This is a genomic window from Halomonas sp. M1, assembly GCF_029581375.1.
GTDB lineage: Bacteria > Pseudomonadota > Gammaproteobacteria > Pseudomonadales > Halomonadaceae > Vreelandella.
Genome location: NZ_CP121119.1, coordinates 1,979,056 through 1,995,770 on the forward strand (window position 1 = coordinate 1,979,056; position 16,715 = coordinate 1,995,770).

Annotated in this window: 15 protein-coding genes; 5 read left to right on the plus strand and 10 right to left on the minus strand. The window is 54.0% G+C overall.

What is annotated here, in order from left to right; genetic code table 11:
* Positions 1-64: 64 nt before the first annotated feature.
* Positions 65-757 (plus strand): phosphatidylcholine synthase, encoded by a 693-nt coding sequence (gene pcsA, locus P8S54_RS09025; RefSeq protein ID WP_348651281.1) that lies wholly within the window; start codon positions 65-67, stop codon positions 755-757.
* Here pcsA and P8S54_RS09030 read toward each other — a convergent pair.
* From P8S54_RS09030 to P8S54_RS09040, 3 genes are all read right to left on the minus strand, one after another.
* A complete protein-coding gene (locus P8S54_RS09030; RefSeq protein ID WP_281441461.1) occupies positions 754-1,374 on the minus strand; it encodes a TetR/AcrR family transcriptional regulator in 621 nt (206 codons plus the stop codon). The genes pcsA and P8S54_RS09030 overlap by 4 nt on opposite strands.
* 113 nt (positions 1,375-1,487) lie before the next feature.
* Positions 1,488-2,984, minus strand: a complete 1,497-nt coding sequence (locus P8S54_RS09035) for a CoA-acylating methylmalonate-semialdehyde dehydrogenase (RefSeq protein ID WP_281441462.1) — start codon at positions 2,982-2,984, stop codon at positions 1,488-1,490.
* A 20-nt stretch (positions 2,985-3,004) separates the two neighbouring features.
* Positions 3,005-4,378, minus strand: a complete 1,374-nt coding sequence (locus P8S54_RS09040) for an aspartate aminotransferase family protein (protein WP_281441463.1) — start codon at positions 4,376-4,378, stop codon at positions 3,005-3,007.
* Positions 4,379-4,572: 194 nt separating this feature from the next.
* Between P8S54_RS09040 and P8S54_RS09045 the strand changes: the two genes are divergently transcribed.
* Positions 4,573-5,850 carry a Zn-dependent hydrolase gene (locus P8S54_RS09045; protein WP_281441464.1) on the plus strand — a complete coding sequence of 426 codons (1,278 nt, stop codon included), beginning with the start codon at positions 4,573-4,575 and terminating at the stop codon, positions 5,848-5,850.
* A 51-nt stretch (positions 5,851-5,901) separates the two neighbouring features.
* Here P8S54_RS09045 and frdD read toward each other — a convergent pair whose 3' ends face one another.
* Genes frdD through frdA form a run of 4 tightly spaced genes read right to left on the minus strand, consistent with a single transcriptional unit; the run spans position 5,902 to position 9,292 of the window.
* The gene (frdD, locus tag P8S54_RS09050; protein WP_281441465.1) at positions 5,902-6,312 is read right to left on the minus strand and encodes a fumarate reductase subunit FrdD; all 411 of its coding nucleotides are present in this window, start codon (positions 6,310-6,312) and stop codon (positions 5,902-5,904) included.
* 1 nt (position 6,313) lies between these two features.
* The gene (locus P8S54_RS09055; RefSeq protein WP_281441466.1) at positions 6,314-6,709 is read right to left on the minus strand and encodes a fumarate reductase subunit C; all 396 of its coding nucleotides are present in this window, start codon (positions 6,707-6,709) and stop codon (positions 6,314-6,316) included.
* 16 nt (positions 6,710-6,725) lie between these two features.
* A complete protein-coding gene (locus P8S54_RS09060) occupies positions 6,726-7,508 on the minus strand; it encodes a succinate dehydrogenase/fumarate reductase iron-sulfur subunit (RefSeq protein ID WP_281441467.1) in 783 nt (260 codons plus the stop codon).
* Positions 7,505-9,292: a fumarate reductase (quinol) flavoprotein subunit gene (gene frdA, locus P8S54_RS09065; protein WP_281441468.1), complete on the minus strand. Its 1,788-nt coding sequence runs from the start codon at positions 9,290-9,292 to the stop codon at positions 7,505-7,507. The genes P8S54_RS09060 and frdA overlap by 4 nt, the downstream gene beginning before the upstream one ends.
* A 575-nt stretch (positions 9,293-9,867) precedes the next feature.
* Here frdA and P8S54_RS09070 point away from each other — a divergent pair.
* The gene (locus P8S54_RS09070; protein WP_281441469.1) at positions 9,868-11,337 is read left to right on the plus strand and encodes an anion permease; all 1,470 of its coding nucleotides are present in this window, start codon (positions 9,868-9,870) and stop codon (positions 11,335-11,337) included.
* A gap of 100 nt (positions 11,338-11,437) precedes the next feature.
* Positions 11,438-12,364 carry a 1,4-dihydroxy-2-naphthoate polyprenyltransferase gene (locus P8S54_RS09075; RefSeq protein ID WP_281441470.1) on the plus strand — a complete coding sequence of 309 codons (927 nt, stop codon included), beginning with the start codon at positions 11,438-11,440 and terminating at the stop codon, positions 12,362-12,364.
* A gap of 32 nt (positions 12,365-12,396) precedes the next feature.
* Here P8S54_RS09075 and P8S54_RS09080 read toward each other — a convergent pair whose 3' ends face one another.
* The gene (locus P8S54_RS09080; protein WP_009102062.1) at positions 12,397-12,702 is read right to left on the minus strand and encodes an antibiotic biosynthesis monooxygenase; all 306 of its coding nucleotides are present in this window, start codon (positions 12,700-12,702) and stop codon (positions 12,397-12,399) included.
* 111 nt (positions 12,703-12,813) lie between these two features.
* On the opposite strand from P8S54_RS09080, the gene P8S54_RS09085 reads away from it, so the two are divergent.
* A complete protein-coding gene (locus P8S54_RS09085; RefSeq protein ID WP_281441471.1) occupies positions 12,814-14,394 on the plus strand; it encodes an FAD-binding domain-containing protein in 1,581 nt (526 codons plus the stop codon).
* Positions 14,395-14,554: 160 nt separating this feature from the next.
* Here the strand turns inward: P8S54_RS09085 and P8S54_RS09090 are convergent, their stop codons facing one another.
* Together P8S54_RS09090 and P8S54_RS09095 are read right to left on the minus strand one after the other, a co-directional pair.
* Positions 14,555-15,700 carry a hypothetical protein gene (locus P8S54_RS09090; protein WP_281441472.1) on the minus strand — a complete coding sequence of 382 codons (1,146 nt, stop codon included), beginning with the start codon at positions 15,698-15,700 and terminating at the stop codon, positions 14,555-14,557.
* Positions 15,701-15,810: 110 nt separating this feature from the next.
* The gene (locus P8S54_RS09095) at positions 15,811-16,479 is read right to left on the minus strand and encodes a DUF6602 domain-containing protein (protein ID WP_281441473.1); all 669 of its coding nucleotides are present in this window, start codon (positions 16,477-16,479) and stop codon (positions 15,811-15,813) included.
* Between the last annotated feature and the right edge of the window lie 236 nt (positions 16,480-16,715).

Sequence of the window (16,715 nt, forward strand, 5' to 3'; positions counted from 1 at the left end):
CCACGTTCCCAATGGGGTTAATGTGGCTCAACCGCTCTCATCGCAGACAGAATCACGCGCTTCGATATATAAGGCGTGGAGCGTGCACGTATTTACCGCCAGCGGGGTGCTGCTTGGCACAATGGCGCTGCTTTCACTGATCGATAATAATCCCGTCGCATGCCTACTCTGGCTAGGCGCAGCGATGATGGTCGATGGATTTGATGGCACCCTGGCGCGCAAGTATGAAGTGAAAACGATTTTGCCCCACTTCGATGGTTCGACCCTTGATATGGTCATCGATTACCTGACCTGGGCGTTTATTCCCGCCTTGTTCATTTACTTCTTTATTGAGCTGCCGCCCTATTTAGGGCTGATGTCCGTCTTTATTATTTTATTGTCATCGATGTTCTGTTTCTGCAATGTCGATATGAAAAGCCAGGATAATTACTTTGTTGGCTTTCCTGCTGCCTGGAACATCGCCGCGGCCTATTTCTATATTCTTGATTTCCCGCCGTTCATCACCTTTGCCGCTATCGTCTTTCTCGCTATTCTCACCGTCACGAAGATGAAGTTCCTTCACCCCTTTCGCGTGCGCTTGTTTATGCCACTCAATATCGCCATCACGCTTGTATGGTGTGCCTGTACAACGTCGTTAGTACTCTCCAGCCCCGAGCACGCAGCCTGGGCACTGTGGGGGTGGGGCATAGCATCGGCCTACTTCATCGGCATGTGTATTTGGCGTACTGTTCAAGAAAAGCCATCGTTACAGGGCTAAGCCGTCAGCCCAATGCCTCTTAAAATTACCGTGGTCACCGACTGAACGGCTTTTTCAAACTGTAGATCGTCCAGCGGTTTATCGTCGTTCAGCAGCGAAATTTGGTAGTCGAAGTCGGCGTAGTGCTGGGTCGATGCCCAGATCATATAGAGCAGGTAAGAGGGCTCGACGGGGGTAATCTGGCCGGACTCGACCCATTCGCGGATTTTTGACTCTTTTAATTTGGCCCATTCATAAAGATTATCGCGCAGGCGCTCTTTTAAAATGGGTGCGCCCTGCATCACTTCCGCCGCCCAGATTTTCGAGCCGTGGGCGCGATAGCGGGAGTGGTTCATCTTGGCGCGAATGTAGCTGGTGAGCACCACGCGGGGATCATCGTATAGCTCAAAACAGAGCGCGTCCTGCTTCCATATCTCCAGCAGCGCCAACAGCACTTCTTGGTAAAGCGCTTTTTTGGTAGAGAAGTAGTAATGCACGTTTGATTTGGGAATATCCGCCAGCTGGGCAATTTCCCCCATCGAGGCCCCGGCGTAGCCTTTCTCGGCAAACAGCTGCTCCGCCGCCTGAAGGATCTTTTTGACGTTCGTTTGCCGAATTTCGTCCTGTGTTCTCGCCACGCTGGTATCCCTTTGCAACCCTGACCGCTAATAATACGCACCAAAAAATACACCACCGCCCAACAATGATGCAGGCGGTGGTGCAGTGAAGATGGCGCAGTTAGCGCATCGCGTCAACGCTGGTTAGTAGGAAACGAGAACTCCGCCCGTGTGGCTTCACTCGCCGAAGGCCAGCGCTGGGAGACCGCTTTACGGCGGGTATAGAAGCGTACCGAGTCTGGCCCGTAGGCGTGGAGGTCGCCAAACAGCGAGCGTTTCCAGCCACCAAAGCTGTGATAGGCCACAGGCACCGGTAGCGGTACGTTTACCCCCACCATGCCCACTTCGATACCGTCGGTAAACCGGCGGGCGGCTTCGCCATCGCGGGTAAACAGGCAGGTGCCGTTGCCGTATTCGTGGTCGTTGATCAGCTGCATGGCATCATCCAGGCTGCCAACCCGCACCACACAGAGTACTGGCCCGAAGATCTCTTCCTGGTAAATACGCATTTCAGCGGTGACATGGTCGAACAGGCAGCCGCCAACAAAATAGCCCTCTTCATTACCCGTCACTTTTAGGCTGCGGCCATCCGCCACCAGCGAAGCGCCAGCATTCACGCCCTCTTCAATAAAGCCAAGCACTTTATCGCGGTGCTCTGCCGTCACTAGCGGCCCCATATCTAAACCTTTATCGGTGCCGGGCCCCACCTTCAGTTCGGCAATTTTAGGCAGCAGGGTTTCAACTAGGCGGTCGGCGGTCTCATCGCCTACGCATACCGCCACCGAGATCGCCATACAGCGCTCGCCGCAGCTGCCATAAGCCGCGCCCATGAGCGTATTCGCAGCATTCTCCAGGTCGGCGTCCGGGAGAACCACCGCATGGTTCTTCGCCCCACCCAAGGCCTGAACGCGTTTACCCGCAGCAGAACCGCGTGAGTAAATCGCTTCCGCCACGGGCGTGGAACCCACAAACGAAATGGCTTTAACCGCCTTGGCATCCAGCAATGTTTCCACCGCTTCGCGCCCGCCGTGGATGACATTCATCACACCTTTAGGCAGCCCCGCTTCTTGCAGCAGTTCGGCCACGGCCATGGCCGCCGATGGGTCTTTTTCGGAAGGTTTCAGAATAAAGGTGTTACCGCAGGCAATCGCCATCGGGTACATCCACAGCGGCACCATGGCGGGAAAGTTAAACGGGGTAATACCCGCGACCACGCCCAAGGGCTGGAAGTTAGACCACGCATCAATGCCCAGCCCCACGTTGTGGGAGTACTCGCCTTTTAAAAGCTCCGGCACGCCGCAGGCGTACTCGACGTTCTCGATGCCGCGCTTCAGCTCGCCCATGGCGTCTTCTATTGTTTTGCCATGCTCTTCACTGACCAACTGCACCAAGCGGTCGGCGTGTTCTTCCAGTAACTGCTTAAAACGGTACATCACTTGGGCACGCTTGGCGGGCGGCGTATCGCGCCAGGCAGGAAAAGCGGCCTGGGCCGCGGCAATGGCACGCTCTACATCGGCGGCATCCGCGTCAGCGACTTGGCGAATCACTTGGCCCGTTGAGGGGTTAGTAACCTCCAGCGTGCGCTTACTTTCAACTAACTCGCCGTTAATCAGGTGGGAAACAACACTCATTTTTTACGCTCCGTAATGATTTATGCCAGCGAATCCAAGGTGGACGCAACCGCGTCGAACAGCCGCTCTAGCTCGGCCTCGGTGGTGCCGAAGGGAGGGCCAAACTGCAGCGTGTCGCCGCCATAACGTACGTAGAAGCCCGCTTCCCAGAGCGCCATGTGGGCATCCCGGGGGCGAATTGTTGGGTCGCCATCCCGAGGCGTTAGCTGAATCGCACCGGCTAAGCCGTAGTTACGAATATCGACAATATGGTTGCGGCCTTTCAGGGCATGCAGCTTCTGCTCAAAGGTAGGCGCAATGGCGCTGACCTGAGAGGGGAAGTTCTCACGCTCCATCATTTCAAGCGCCGCCAGACCCGCGGCGCAAGCCACCGGGTGGGCGCTATAGGTATAGCCATGGGGGAACTCAACGGCGTGCTGGGGGCCGCCTGCATGCATAAAGGTGTCGAAAATTTCACTAGAGGCAATCACCGCCCCCATGGGGATCGCGCCGTTGGTGATCTGCTTGGCCACGTTCATGATATCCGGCGTCACGCCAAAGGCTTCAGCACCCGTGGTTGCGCCGCTGCGGCCAAAGGCGGTAATCACCTCGTCAAAAATCAGCAAAATATCGTGGGCGGTGCAAATCTCGCGCAGCCGATCTAAATAGCCTTTGGGTGGCACGATCACCCCTGCAGAACCTGACATCGGCTCCACAATCACCGCCGCTATGGTGGAGGCATCGTGTAGCGCAATTTGCTCCAGCAGTGCATCGGCAAGCTCAGCGCCGGTTTCCGCTTGGCCACGGGTGAAGGCGTGGCCCGCCTGAAGGGTATGGGGCAGATGGGTGACGTCCATCAACTGGCCGTAGTGCTTACGGTTGCCGCCAATGCCACCCAGGCTGGTGCCGCCAATATTCACCCCGTGGTAGCCCTTAGCGCGGCCAATCATGCGGGTTTTTTCCGGTTTACCTTTTAGCCGCCAGTAGGCCTTGGCCATCTTGACCGAGGTGTCGGCGGCTTCTGAACCTGAGTTGGTAAAAAACACGTGATCCAGCCCAGCAGGCGTTAGGCTGGCGATTTTTTCCGCCAGTTTGAACGCCAGCGGGTGGGCAATTTGGAAGCCAGGGGCAAAGTCGAGGCTGCCTAACTGCGCCGCCACGGCTTTTTGAATTTCTTCACGGTTATGGCCCGCGCCGCAGGTCCATAGCCCGGAAAGCGAATCGAATAACTTACGGCCCTGGTCATCAATGTAATAGCGCCCTTCCGCCCCGGTAATAACACGCGGGTTCGCATGAAAGTCGCGGTTGGCGCTAAACGGCATCCAGTAGTGCTGATTCAGCGCAGAATGGGAGGGGCGGTCTTCAATAGCCCCTTCTGAGGATTGCGAGATTGTATTACTTTTTAAACTAAACATGGTGTCCAGCTCCAGCCCTATGAGACATAGCCACAGCATGCGCCACCAAACACGTTTATAAAATTATGCTTTTCTTTTGTTCACGTTAGATAATTTATACGTAACGTCGCCTTTTTTATCTCTACGCTAGCAGTGAGCCAAACAATCAATGTGGGAGTCGCCAGCCTCGTCCGCGCTCAATAAAAGGAAGTCTTATGAACTCGCTTGCTGAACCGAAAACCGCCATAGCTGATTTACGCACTGACAGCGACCGCCTATGGGAATCGCTAATGGAGATGGCCAAACTAAGCGCCACCGCCAAAGGCGGCGTTAATCGTCAGGCGCTTACCGATTTAGAACGCCAGGGGCGTGATCTCTTTATTCAGTGGTGCCGTGCCGAGGGCTGCACGATCCGCATTGATAATATCGGCAATATCTTTGCCCGCCGTGAAGGCAGCGACCCAACGGCTAAAACGGTGATGGCAGGCAGCCACTTGGATAGTCAGCCTACCGGCGGCAAGTACGATGGCTGCTTTGGCGTGCTGGCGGGATTGGAAGTCATTCGCACGTTAAACGAACACAACATCACCACCAAGGCACCGCTTGAAGTTGCCGCCTGGACCAACGAAGAGGGCTGCCGCTTTCCGCCCTGCATGATGGGCTCTGGGGTATTTAGCGGCGTGCTTGAATTCGACACGATGATGGCGCGCACTGATGCTGACGGCGTCACGGTAAGCGATGCCCTTGACGCTATTCAGTACCGCGGCAGCGATAGCGTCTCGCCAAGCGAGATCAACGCCTATTTTGAGCCGCACATCGAACAAGGCCCCATTCTCGAAGATACCGACACCACCATTGGCGTGGTGATTGGTGGATTGGGCCAGAAGTGGTTTGATTTAACCCTGACCGGGCTTGAAGCCCACGCTGGGCCCACACCGATGAACCTACGCCGGGATGCCATGATGGGCGCTGCTGAAGTCACCCAAGCGCTCAACCGTATTGCCCATGAACATCAGCCCCACGGGCGCGGCACGGTCGGCAGTATGATGCTGCATCCTGGGTCGCGTAATGTGATTCCCGGTCAGGTTAAGATGACGCTGGATATGCGCCACTGGGAGCCTGAAGCGCTTATTGCGATGGGCGAATCGGTGGCAGCTGCCGTTGACGAAATTTGCCAGCGCCACGGGCTGGGATATGAATTAACGCCTACGGCAGACTTTGCACCAGAACACTTCAACAAGGAGTGTGTTGATGCGGTGCGTGAAGGAGCGAAGAAGCTCGGCCTATCGCATATGGATATCATCAGCGGCGCGGGCCACGATGCCATGTTTGTTGGCCGCGTGGTCCCCGCGGCAATGATCTTTATCCCCTGCAAGGATGGCATTAGCCACAACGAGGCAGAAAGCGCCACGCCTGAGCACGTTCATGCAGGCTGTAACGTACTACTCCACGCAATGCTGAACGCTGCGGGCCTTGGTGAAACAAAGGCGTAAGCATGCTCAACGCCATAGGCGATTAATCGCCTATGGCGTTTCGGCCGCTCTTCAACCCAACATCCCTACTATTACCATCCCTAGCGCGACAATACTCAGCAGCGCGGCACTCCCGTACATCAGCTTTTTGTTAAGCGCGTCATTGCCCACGCTGATGTCGAACAAACCATGGCGCAGGCGGTGGGCAGCATGAAACAGCGGCAAGCAGACGACCGCCCCAACAAACAGAACGCCCGGCACACTGAACAGCAGTGCGGATGCCCGTTCGTAGCTCAGCGCCTCGGGAGGCAGCAAACCAAGAGGTAGTAATACGGCAATAAATAAAATCACGGCAGGCAGAATAACCGCAAAGCAGACGCCGCCTGCGCTAAACAGCCCCCACCAGAGCGGCTCATCAAAGGCTTGTTTATGCGGTGTACCCTGTTTGTTCATGCTGGGTCTATCCATGCTTGGCTTGCTCATCTTATGCACTCCCTAATAGCCAGATAAACAGCAGCACCACTGCCACGACCCCGGCCCACTGTGCCGCGACAATGGCTTGATCAGGCAGGCTTCGCCCCGCGATGCGTAGCGGCATTACCCGCGGAAACAGCACAAAAAAGGTGGCGGCGTGAAACAGGCTAGCCACCAGCGCAACAAGGTTTAGCAGCAGCACAATGGGGGAGCCCATAAAGGCGATCCACCCCTGCCAGCTTTCCGCCCCCTGTAGCAGGGCGACTATACCGGCCAGTAAACAGAGCGTGAAAAACACCAGCGGCAGTACCGTGGCTTCGCGCAGCATGTAGAGCTTAAAAAAACGGTGCTTGAGCCACCAGTTACGTTTCAGCGGCGGCAAGCGTTGCGATGATGACTTATCCATACTCTCTCTCCTTCCCCTAGCCTTTAAACAGCGCAATAAGCGTGTGCTTAGCCGCTTCCACCTTGCCCTGATTGACCGCAGCGGCCGGGTCAACGTTTTTTGGGCATACCTGGGAACAGAAGCCGACAAAGGTGCAGCTCCATACCCCTTCGTGACGGTTAAGCTGTGCCATGCGCTGCTTCTTGCCGTGGTCGCGGCTGTCCAGGTTGTAACGGTGGGCCAAGGTTAGCGCTGCCGGGCCGAGAAACTCTTGGTTCAGCCCAAACTGTGGGCAAGCCGAGTAACAAAGGCCGCAGTTAATACAGTTGGCAAACTGCTTGTAGCGGGCGAGCTGCTCGGGTGACTGTCGATAGGTTTCCGGCGCCTTTGGGTCGTAAGGTTTTACTGGGTTGTCATCAATTAAATAGGGCTTAACCGCCTCCAAGTGCTCAAGGAAAATCTCCATGTCCACCACTAGATCCCGCTGCACGGGGAAGTGGGCTAACGGCTCGATGCGTATTTCACCTTCATAATCGCGTAGGAAAGTTTTACAACCGAGCTTGGGAATGCCGTTAACCATCACCCCGCAAGAGCCGCAAATCGCCATTCGGCAGGACCAGCGATAGCTCAGCGTGCTATCAAGCTGCTCTTTAATATGGTTAAGGGCATCCAGCAGCGAGGTGCTGTCGTCCACCGGCATCTCGTACTGCTGCCAATAGGGTTCAGCCGAGCTGTCGGGCAGGTAACGTTTGACACTGACCTGCTTGGTGCGAATGTTATTAGTGCTAACACGCTTGGTGCTGGTCTGCTCGGTGTTCATGCTTTTGCCCCTTTGCCCGCATCGCCATAGGCCCGCTCAGCCGGGGCGGAAAACCGTACATCCACATCCTGCCAGCGCAGCTCGGCATTCGCTTCGCCTTGGTAGAACACTTGGCTATGCTTGAGGTAGTTAACGTCGTCGCGTTTTTGCATGCCTTCATCCAGGCGCTGATGGGCGCCGCGGGATTCACGGCGCTCCAGCGCGCCTAAACAAGAGGCTTCGGCAATATCCAGGCCACACTCTAGTTCAAGACACTCAAGCAACTCGGTATTGAAGATCTTGCTGGTATCGTTAACGCGCACCTTAGTAAAGCGCGCCCTTAGCTGGCGCATGGTCTCCAGCGAATGGCGCATGCCCTCTTCGGTGCGGTAAATGCCGCAGCCGCTCTCCATGGCCTGCACCATGGCGTGCTTGAGTTCTACCCAGTTTTCACCGCTTCCAGTTCCGTCACAGAGCCGCCGCAGCTTGGCTTTTTGACGGTTACCCTGAGCTTCCAGCAGAGGCATATCGGCCCATTCGGTTTGTGCTGCCCGCTGGCTGGCGCGTTCTCCGGCCAAGCGGCCAAACACCAATAGCTCGGTGAGTGAATTGGAGCCTAAGCGATTAGCACCGTGCAAACCGACTGAAGCGCACTCCCCAGCCGCATAGAGCCCAGCAATAGAGGTTTCGCACTGAGGATTGGTCTCAATCCCCCCCATGGTGTAGTGCACCGCCGGGCGAATGGGGATTGGCTCTTTGACTGGGTCGACATTGATATAGGCTTTCGCCAGTTCGCAGATAAACGGCAGGCGCTCCAGAATGGTTTTTTCACCTAGGTGGCGCAGGTCGAGATAAACCACATCGCTGTCGCCAAACTTGCCGGTGCGTCCTGCCTGCTGCTCCTGCCAAAATGCCTGGGAAAGCTTATCCCGTGGCCCCAGCTCCATGTATTTGTTTTCCGGCTTGCCCAGCGGGGTTTCTGGGCCAAGGCCGTAATCCTGCAGGTAACGATAGCCCTCTTTATTGAGCAAAATCCCCCCTTCGCCACGGCACGCTTCGGTAATCAAAATGCCAGAACCCGGCAAGCCGGTGGGGTGGTATTGCACAAACTCCATATCCCGCAGCGCCACGCCATGACGGTAGGCCATGGCCATACCGTCACCGGTGACAATGCCCGCGTTGGTATTGAAGCGGAACAAGCGCCCAGCACCGCCGGTAGCCAACACCACGGCTTTAGCGCGTAGCAGGGTCAGTTCGCCGGTGGCAATCTGTAGGGCAATCACGCCAATCACCGCGCCTTCGTGTACCGCCAGATCAAGCACAAAGAACTCATCGAAACGCTCGATTTCAGGGTATTTCAGCGAGGTCTGAAACAGAGTGTGGAGCATATGGAAGCCGGTTTTGTCGGCAGCAAACCAAGTGCGGGCGGTTTTCATACCACCAAAACGGCGCACCTGTACTTGGCCATCGTCTTTACGACTCCAGGGGCAGCCCCAGCGCTCCATCTGCACCAGCTCTTGGTAAGCGTGATGAACAAAGTAGTCGGCGACGCCCTGCTCCACCAGCCAGTCACCACCAGATACGGTGTCATCAAAGTGAGCTTGGTGTGAATCCTCCGCACTGGTAACCGCAGCAGCACCGCCTTCTGCGGCCACGGTGTGCGAGCGCATTGGGTAAACTTTAGACAGCAGCGCAATACGCTGTGGAGTGCCCTGGGCTTTGGCCTGCTCAGCCGCACCAATGGCCGCGCGCAAACCCGCTCCTCCCCCTCCCACAATAACGATATCGAAATCTCGCTGCTGCATAACATTTCCTTTCGTTAGCCAAGCAACACCACATTAAGAGTGACGCACTTGGGCAATGTCTTCTTTACTTAAATTTACCATACCCACACGTTGCCCTTGGCATAACTCTAAAGGGCTATTGACATATATCAACAAAGGCAGAAATAAGTTTTATATCACTTTACCTTAGTGACACAGCATCTACTCTAGAAATAGTTAACTGTTAATATCGAATGCTAAAAAAATCCTAAAATTAAGATTTAAAAACCTGTTTTTAATGCTTTTTATGAAAGCACTGAAAAACTAATCACTAACAACACTAAGCATTTGAGCTAGATAACTTAACTAATAAGGCAATTTTTTTAGCAATTCCTAATGAGCTACGTAACAGTGATGTTTTGGCTTGGTTTTCCTATCAAAAAATATCTAGGGAGCCTCTGATTAACGTAATGAGCGAAGGCCAGACAAGGCAAAAATCAACGAAAAAGCGGAGTTTACGGGTCGTAAATGAGCATTTTGAGGCGATTTTTTAACGCCGTATGGTCGAGCGCAATAGTTAATCAGAGGTTTCCCAGAAAATAGACAAGAGAGGCAGCATGAACAGTGTTACTCCCTCCACGCCTCGGTGGAAGCTATTCGCTCCGCTTATTATCGCCATTATTGTTGCGTTAATACCCACGCCTGATGGAGTCGCGCCCCATGCGTGGTACTTCTTCGCTATCTTTCTTGGCTGTGTGGTGGGCTTGATTCTTGAACCCTTGCCCGGTGCGGTCATTGGGCTAATAGGCGTTACCCTCATTGCGCTGCTCTCGCGCTGGGTACTGTTCTCTCCAGAGCAGCTGGCCGCTGACGGCTTCAACCCTGCTAACCAAGCGTTTTCCTGGGCGGTATCGGGCTTTACTAACTCCACCGTCTGGCTGATTTTCGGTGCCTTTATGTTTGCCTTGGGGTACGAAAAAACCGGCCTTGGCAGGCGTATTTCTCTCTGGTTGGTCAACGCTATGGGTAAGCGCACGCTGACGCTTGGCTACGCGGTAATGATCTCGGATACCATTCTTGCCCCCTTTACGCCCTCCAACACGGCGCGCAGTGCGGGCACCATTTATCCGGTGATTCGCAACCTGCCACCGCTTTATGATTCGCACCCCAACGACCCGAGCATGAAACGTATGGGTAGCTTTTTAATGTGGACAGCGCTGGCCTCTACCTGCGTTACCAGCTCGCTATTTCTAACCGCGATGGCCCCCAATTTATTAGCCGTTGCCTTAACCGAAAGCACGACCGGCATCCAAATTAATTGGGGGCAGTGGTTTATGGCGATTGCCCCGGTCGGCATTTTGCTGCTGTTATTAGTGCCGCTGCTCTGCTACTGGCTATGCGCCCCTGAGGTAAAAGCGGGCCATGAAATTTCAGACTGGGCCAGAGATGAGCTAAAGCAATTAGGCGCGCTTACCCGTAAAGAGATAGTGCTGGTCGTGATGGTGGTTGCTGCTCTGCTGCTGTGGATTTTTGGCGGCGGCATTATCTCTGCGTCACTAGTGGGGTTAGTGGTGATCTGCGGCATGCTGCTAACCGGCATCGTCACCTGGGATGATATTCTTAATAACAATGCCGCCTGGAATACCTTTGTGTGGTTTGCCACCTTGGTGGCGCTAGCAGGCGGGCTAAGCCAAGTGGGCTTTGTGAGCTGGTTTGGGAATGTGGTCGGCGGGCAGGTAAGTCACTTTAACCCGATGGTCGCCATGGTGGCGCTGGTGGTGCTGTTTTACGCGTTGCACTACTTCTTTGCGAGTATTACGGCTCACGTAACGGCCCTATTACCGGTTATTTTGGCAGCGGCGTCAGGCATCGCTGGCCTGGATATGCAGCTGTTTGTGCTACTGCTGCTGCCCACCCTTGGCTTTATGGGCATTCTCACGCCCTACGGCACAGGCCCAAGCCCGGTTTACTACGGCAGCGGCTACTTGCCTAGTGCGCTCTTCTGGCGTCTTGGGGCAATTTTCGGGCTAATCTTCTTAGTGGCTTGGTTAGTCATAGGCCTACCCTGGCTGCTGCTACTTACCTAACCGGTCGTTAACTGCCCCACTCACCGCCTTTTAAACAGACGTAGTTCATAAAACAGTTCATAAAACAGTTCATACGAAAGCCCATAGGAATATCGACGTAATGGATCAAATCGCTAAGCACAGCACGCACCACGCCTGGGTATTAGCCGCACGCCCGAGAACGCTACCACTGGCGTGTGCATCTATTCTGCTGGGCAGTGGGCTTGCAGCGCACTCACAGGCGTTTAACCCCACTGTGCTGGTGCTTGCGTTACTAACCGCAATCACTCTTCAGGTGCTGTCTAATTTAGCCAACGACTATGGCGATGCCGCCTCAGGGGCTGACGACGAGAAACGCAGCGGCCCGGTAAGGGCTGTCTCTTCTGGCTTACTGACTCCAAAAGCAATGCGCGGCGGCATGGTCTTCGCGGCAATCGTAGCCGCATTATTGGGGCTACTGTTACTGGTCGCCGCTTTTGGGAATCAGTGGGGGCAGATTCTCACCTTCATATTGCTAGGCGCTGCCGCCCTATTGGCCGCGGTGACCTATACCGTTGGGCTAGGGGGCGCCCCTTATGGCTACCGAGGGTTTGGCGATATTTCGGTGTTTATGTTTTTCGGGCTGCTCGGGGTATTAGGCACCTACTACCTGCATACCCACACGCTAAACTGGCTGCCCTTTCTTCCAGCCGCTACGTGCGGGCTGCTGGCAACTGCCGTTCTCAACGTGAACAACGTGCGCGATATTGAAAGCGATGCACGCTGCGACAAGATCACTCTAGCGGTGCGGCTAGGCCGCGAAGGCGCGATTTTGTATCACTGGGCGTTGCTCGGGTTAGCGCTACTGCTCACCTTGATCTACCTAGTGGCGCAGCCAGTGCCACTGATGGGGTGGAGCTGCCTACTGGTGGCCAAGCCGCTCACTGATGCGGCCAGAATGTTACGCCATACCCGAGATGGCAAAATTCTGACCAACATGCTGAAGAAAACAGCCGTTTCAACGCTGCTCTATAGCGTGCTGCTTTCTGTTGGCTTGGCCTTTTTCTGACTGGGCGATAAAACGATCCGCCTGTGTCCGGACTATGTAAGCGCTACCTCATAGCCTTCAAATTTAGGCGGCCCTAAGTAGATACCCTCCGGCGCTTTGGCATTGGCGTGGGCCTTGCGGAAAGCGTCTGACTTCGTCCAGGCGCGGAAGGCCTCTTCGGATTCCCATACGCTGTGGGAGATAAACACGGTGTGGTCTTCCTGGCTTTCGCCCTGCAGCATTTGGAATTGCTTGAAGCCGGGCACCTCATCCAAGTGGGAATCGCGGTTGCGCCATACCTCTAGAAAATCCTCTTCGCGGCCTGGGGCAATCCGAAAGCGGTTCATGGCGATATACATAGTGGTTCTCCTGTGAGCGGGTGTGACTCAGTTGGTTACGCAAACAATCGCTTGATGGTAACGTCATCACTGCATCACGAATAGATAAGTGACGAACAGGCGTTACGGCTAATGGCTCAGGCACCCCTTCAGGTCGTTTGGTTCAAACGCGATTTACGCATTCACGATCACGCACCGCTGGCCAACGCCGCAGCGGCGGGCCCTGTGCTGCCGCTATTTGCCATCGAGCCTGGGCAGTGGCAAGCACCCGACAGCGCCCTGCGCCACTGGCAGTTTGCCGCCGATTCGCTAGTCGATCTTGCCCAAGCGCTAAACACACTCGGCCTGCCGCTCTGCCTGTGGCAGGGCGAGTTGGTGGAGTGCCTAGCCGCGCTCAAAGCCCACTACGGCGAACTGGTGCTGCACTCCCACCAAGAGACCGGTAACGCCTGGAGTTTTGAACGCGACCAGCGCGTTCAAGCGTGGTGCCACGCCCACCACGTGCCCTGGCAGGAAGCCCGCCAGCAGGGCGTGATTCGCGGGCTGAGCAGCCGCACGGGGCATCAATCCCGCTGGGAAAGCCACTGGGAAACGCTGATGGCCGCCCCCACCTACCCTGCACCGCCAACAGCGGTGGCAGCCACCGGTTGGGAAGCGTTTCATCACGTAGACGTAACGCAATTGCCCTCGCTTCCCCTGGGGTTCGATACCACGCCCTGCCCCCAACGCCAGCGGGGCGGGCGCAGCGAAGGCCGCGCGCTATGGCTGAGCTTTATTACTCAGCGCGGGCGGCGCTATCGCGGCTCGCTTTCTAAACCGTTACTGGCCTGGGAGTTTGGTTCGCGGCTCTCCCCGCACTTGGCCTGGGGCACGCTCTCCATGCGGGAAGTGGTGCAATCCCTGCGCCGCCAGCGGCAAAAGCACGCCGACGACACCGCATGGGCCCGCTCGCTGCGCGCCTTTACCTCGCGGCTCTACTGGCACTGCCACTTTATTCAGAAGTTGGAGAGCGAACCCAGCATCGAGCATCAAACGCTGCACCCGGCGCTGCGCGGCCTGCGGGAGCGCGGCCCGGAACACCCTAACCTGATCGCCTGGAAGCGCGGCCAAACCGGCGTGCCGCTGGTAGATGCCTGCATGCGCAGCCTGACCACCACCGGCTGGATCAACTTTCGCATGCGCGCCATGCTGCTCTCCCACGCCACCTTTGGCCTGGGGCTGCATTGGCGGGAACCAGCGCTGCACCTAGCGCGGCTCTTTACCGACTTCGAGCCCGGCATTCACTACCCCCAGGTGCAGATGCAAGCAGGCGCCACCGGCACCAACGCCCTGCGGGTCTACAACCCGATCAAGCAAGCAGAGGATAACGACCCCACCGGCGAGTTCATCGCCCGCTGGGTGCCCGAGCTTTCGCCCCTGCCTCAGGAATGGGGCGCCAAGCCGTGGGCGCTGCCGGAAAGCCTGCAAAAACGCTTCGGCTTTCAACCGGGCGTCGATTACCCCATTCCGAACGATTTTGAAGCCGAAGCGCGCCACTGGAAGAAGCTGCTGTATGAACTTCGCCGCACGCCGGAGGCTAGAGATGCCAGCAAAGCGATTGTGGAGAAGCTAGCGAGTCAGCGGCGACCGCCTGCTCGGCGGGCTAAAAAAGCGAAGGCCGCTGATCAGCAGCAGCTTTTGCTGTTTGATGAGGGCGGGTTGGAGGATGGATAGTGATTATGCTTGGCTTGGGCTTACTAATGTATTCGACTGGAGACATGCAGTGTCGGGAAAATCACTGCACAGCATATACTCGGTTAGAATGCTACCTTTAGTTTTCGCTAGCACTGATATTCTTGTTATTAATGACGCAGAGTGCGGCACTTCGATGGACTTATTGGCTTCCTTCTTGGACTATCTTATTCCACCAGTTGTTGAGAACACCATTGACAAAGTAGCTGAATGTATTCATTGATATTGGCAAATCATCTGACTTCCAACTCGCCCCCAGAGTATGAACTGCCAGAAACAAGCAACCTTTTTCAGATAACCCTTCCGCAGCACTAGTTTTTTCAGGTGGACTGCAAAGTGGTGCAGGAAAAGGAATACCTGCATGCAGAGCTATAGAGCGATATTTATAAACCACATTAATAATTGATTTAAAACCTGTTTTACTCCACTTAACCCGAGCATGCTCACAGGGTCTAATCGCTGGTGGATCCGGAAAAAAACCTAAACAAAACTTAATAAATTTATTAGTCGCCCCTAGGGTAGGAGCGAAATCCTTAGCTATCACCTCCAATAATTCTTCACCACCCCTCGAAACTATTAGATCAGATAAATCTGGCTTTGATTTCTTCATTTTTTCAATAGGGGACAAGTCCTGGGCTGACCACTCATTTGCGGCTGTTTCTATTGCAGATACCAACATTAGCCATGCCAACTCTGGCTCACTTTCTGCAATCCAAATTGCATCCTGATACTGCCTTGCAGCTCGTACTAACGCAGCATACTGAGAGGGGGTGACTTTCTTTAAACCTTGGATATCCTTAAGAGAATTCATACTTACAGTTTTCACAACTCCTGGAAGAATTGGCGCTCTCTCTTTGAAAAATATTTCAGGCCTTTTCTTACAGGATGTTCTAGGAGTACCTAATGGGTCGCTACTGTACCCACCAAAAAGGCGTGTTTGTTCACCTGCCTTTAATCTAATACCTAGTCGCAATGATGCTAAGGCAGCTATCTCATCGGTAGCCCAACCACCATGATATTTAGAAAAATCTGTTTTAACTTCATATGTTCCTCGACCATCAATAAACCATGCCACACGCAACATAATTGATTCATTTATAACCCCAGCTTCATTCAAACTAGGAACGAGGTTCAAAAACTGATATGGCCCTACTTCATCATTTACTTCACCTGTGATATGAGAATCACTAAAAAGAGGAAACTCCGAAACTTGGCTGACTTGCTTATCTTTATCGAATTCAACCATGTTCCAATATGAAAGAATGCTAGATTTATCTTCTTCTGCCAAAGGTAAACTCCGATGATAGTTTTAAAGCTAACGCCCACAGCATACGTAACTTTGGAATGGAGGCACAGCCGCAACATAAAATCCACCGCTGTGCCTGCGATTGTTAACTTTTAGCCGAACATCCACTCTGAAATACTGAACTCTTTACGTGAGCTTGCCGAAGCTTCAATTGCAGCTAGCAACATCGTCAAGAATAAACGCATATTCTGTTCTATCCCTACATTAGGCACAGCATCGACGCCTTTTGTTATAACACATACGGGACAGGTAGCCCCAACCAGATCAGGAATCCCCTTTTTACTTTCGACAATATTTGATAGCGTTGACTTATAAGCAAATAGAGATGCAAAAGGGTAATAAGACCGTCCATTTTCAAGATTGCCTTCCGTGGCCATTTTAAGCCCATCTGGATTAGAAGGAGACAAGGAATTGGATAGCCTTCCAAGCTGCTTTAACCCGTCCTTGTCTAAAGTGCTTTTAACTTCTATAACTCTTAACACGGCATCCATCGGATAAATACCGTGACCATTTTCTTCTAGTATTGGTGGCAGTCGCCTCCTATCGAAAATAATAAGATCAACCTGAGGGCTCTGACGACGCCATTTATCTACCACAATCCCAGTACCCACACCAAAGTGAGGCGGCAATAATGATTCTAAAACTCGTTTTACAAACATTTCACGAAGCAACCCTTTTTCTCCAGGATGTTTCAATTCACCAGTAGCTTCGTATAAGTTCCAGAGATCTCGAATTCGAGCATCTAAAATACTTTGGAACACCTCCCTCTCCTTTAAAAACTAAAAATTATTAGATAGCGTGCCTTATCATTAGTGGAAAGTGAAGATATGATTGTACTAAAAATGCAGCCTGTCACTACCTTCCAAGCCTTTAATTTTTATATGCATCAATTTTTTAGACTGCATAGCTAAAACTCGCGCTTCTGCTGCATTTACTAGTACCTCCACGTGAGGAGGTTACCTGTCTTGCTATTTTTTTCATCCACCCTACCAAATCC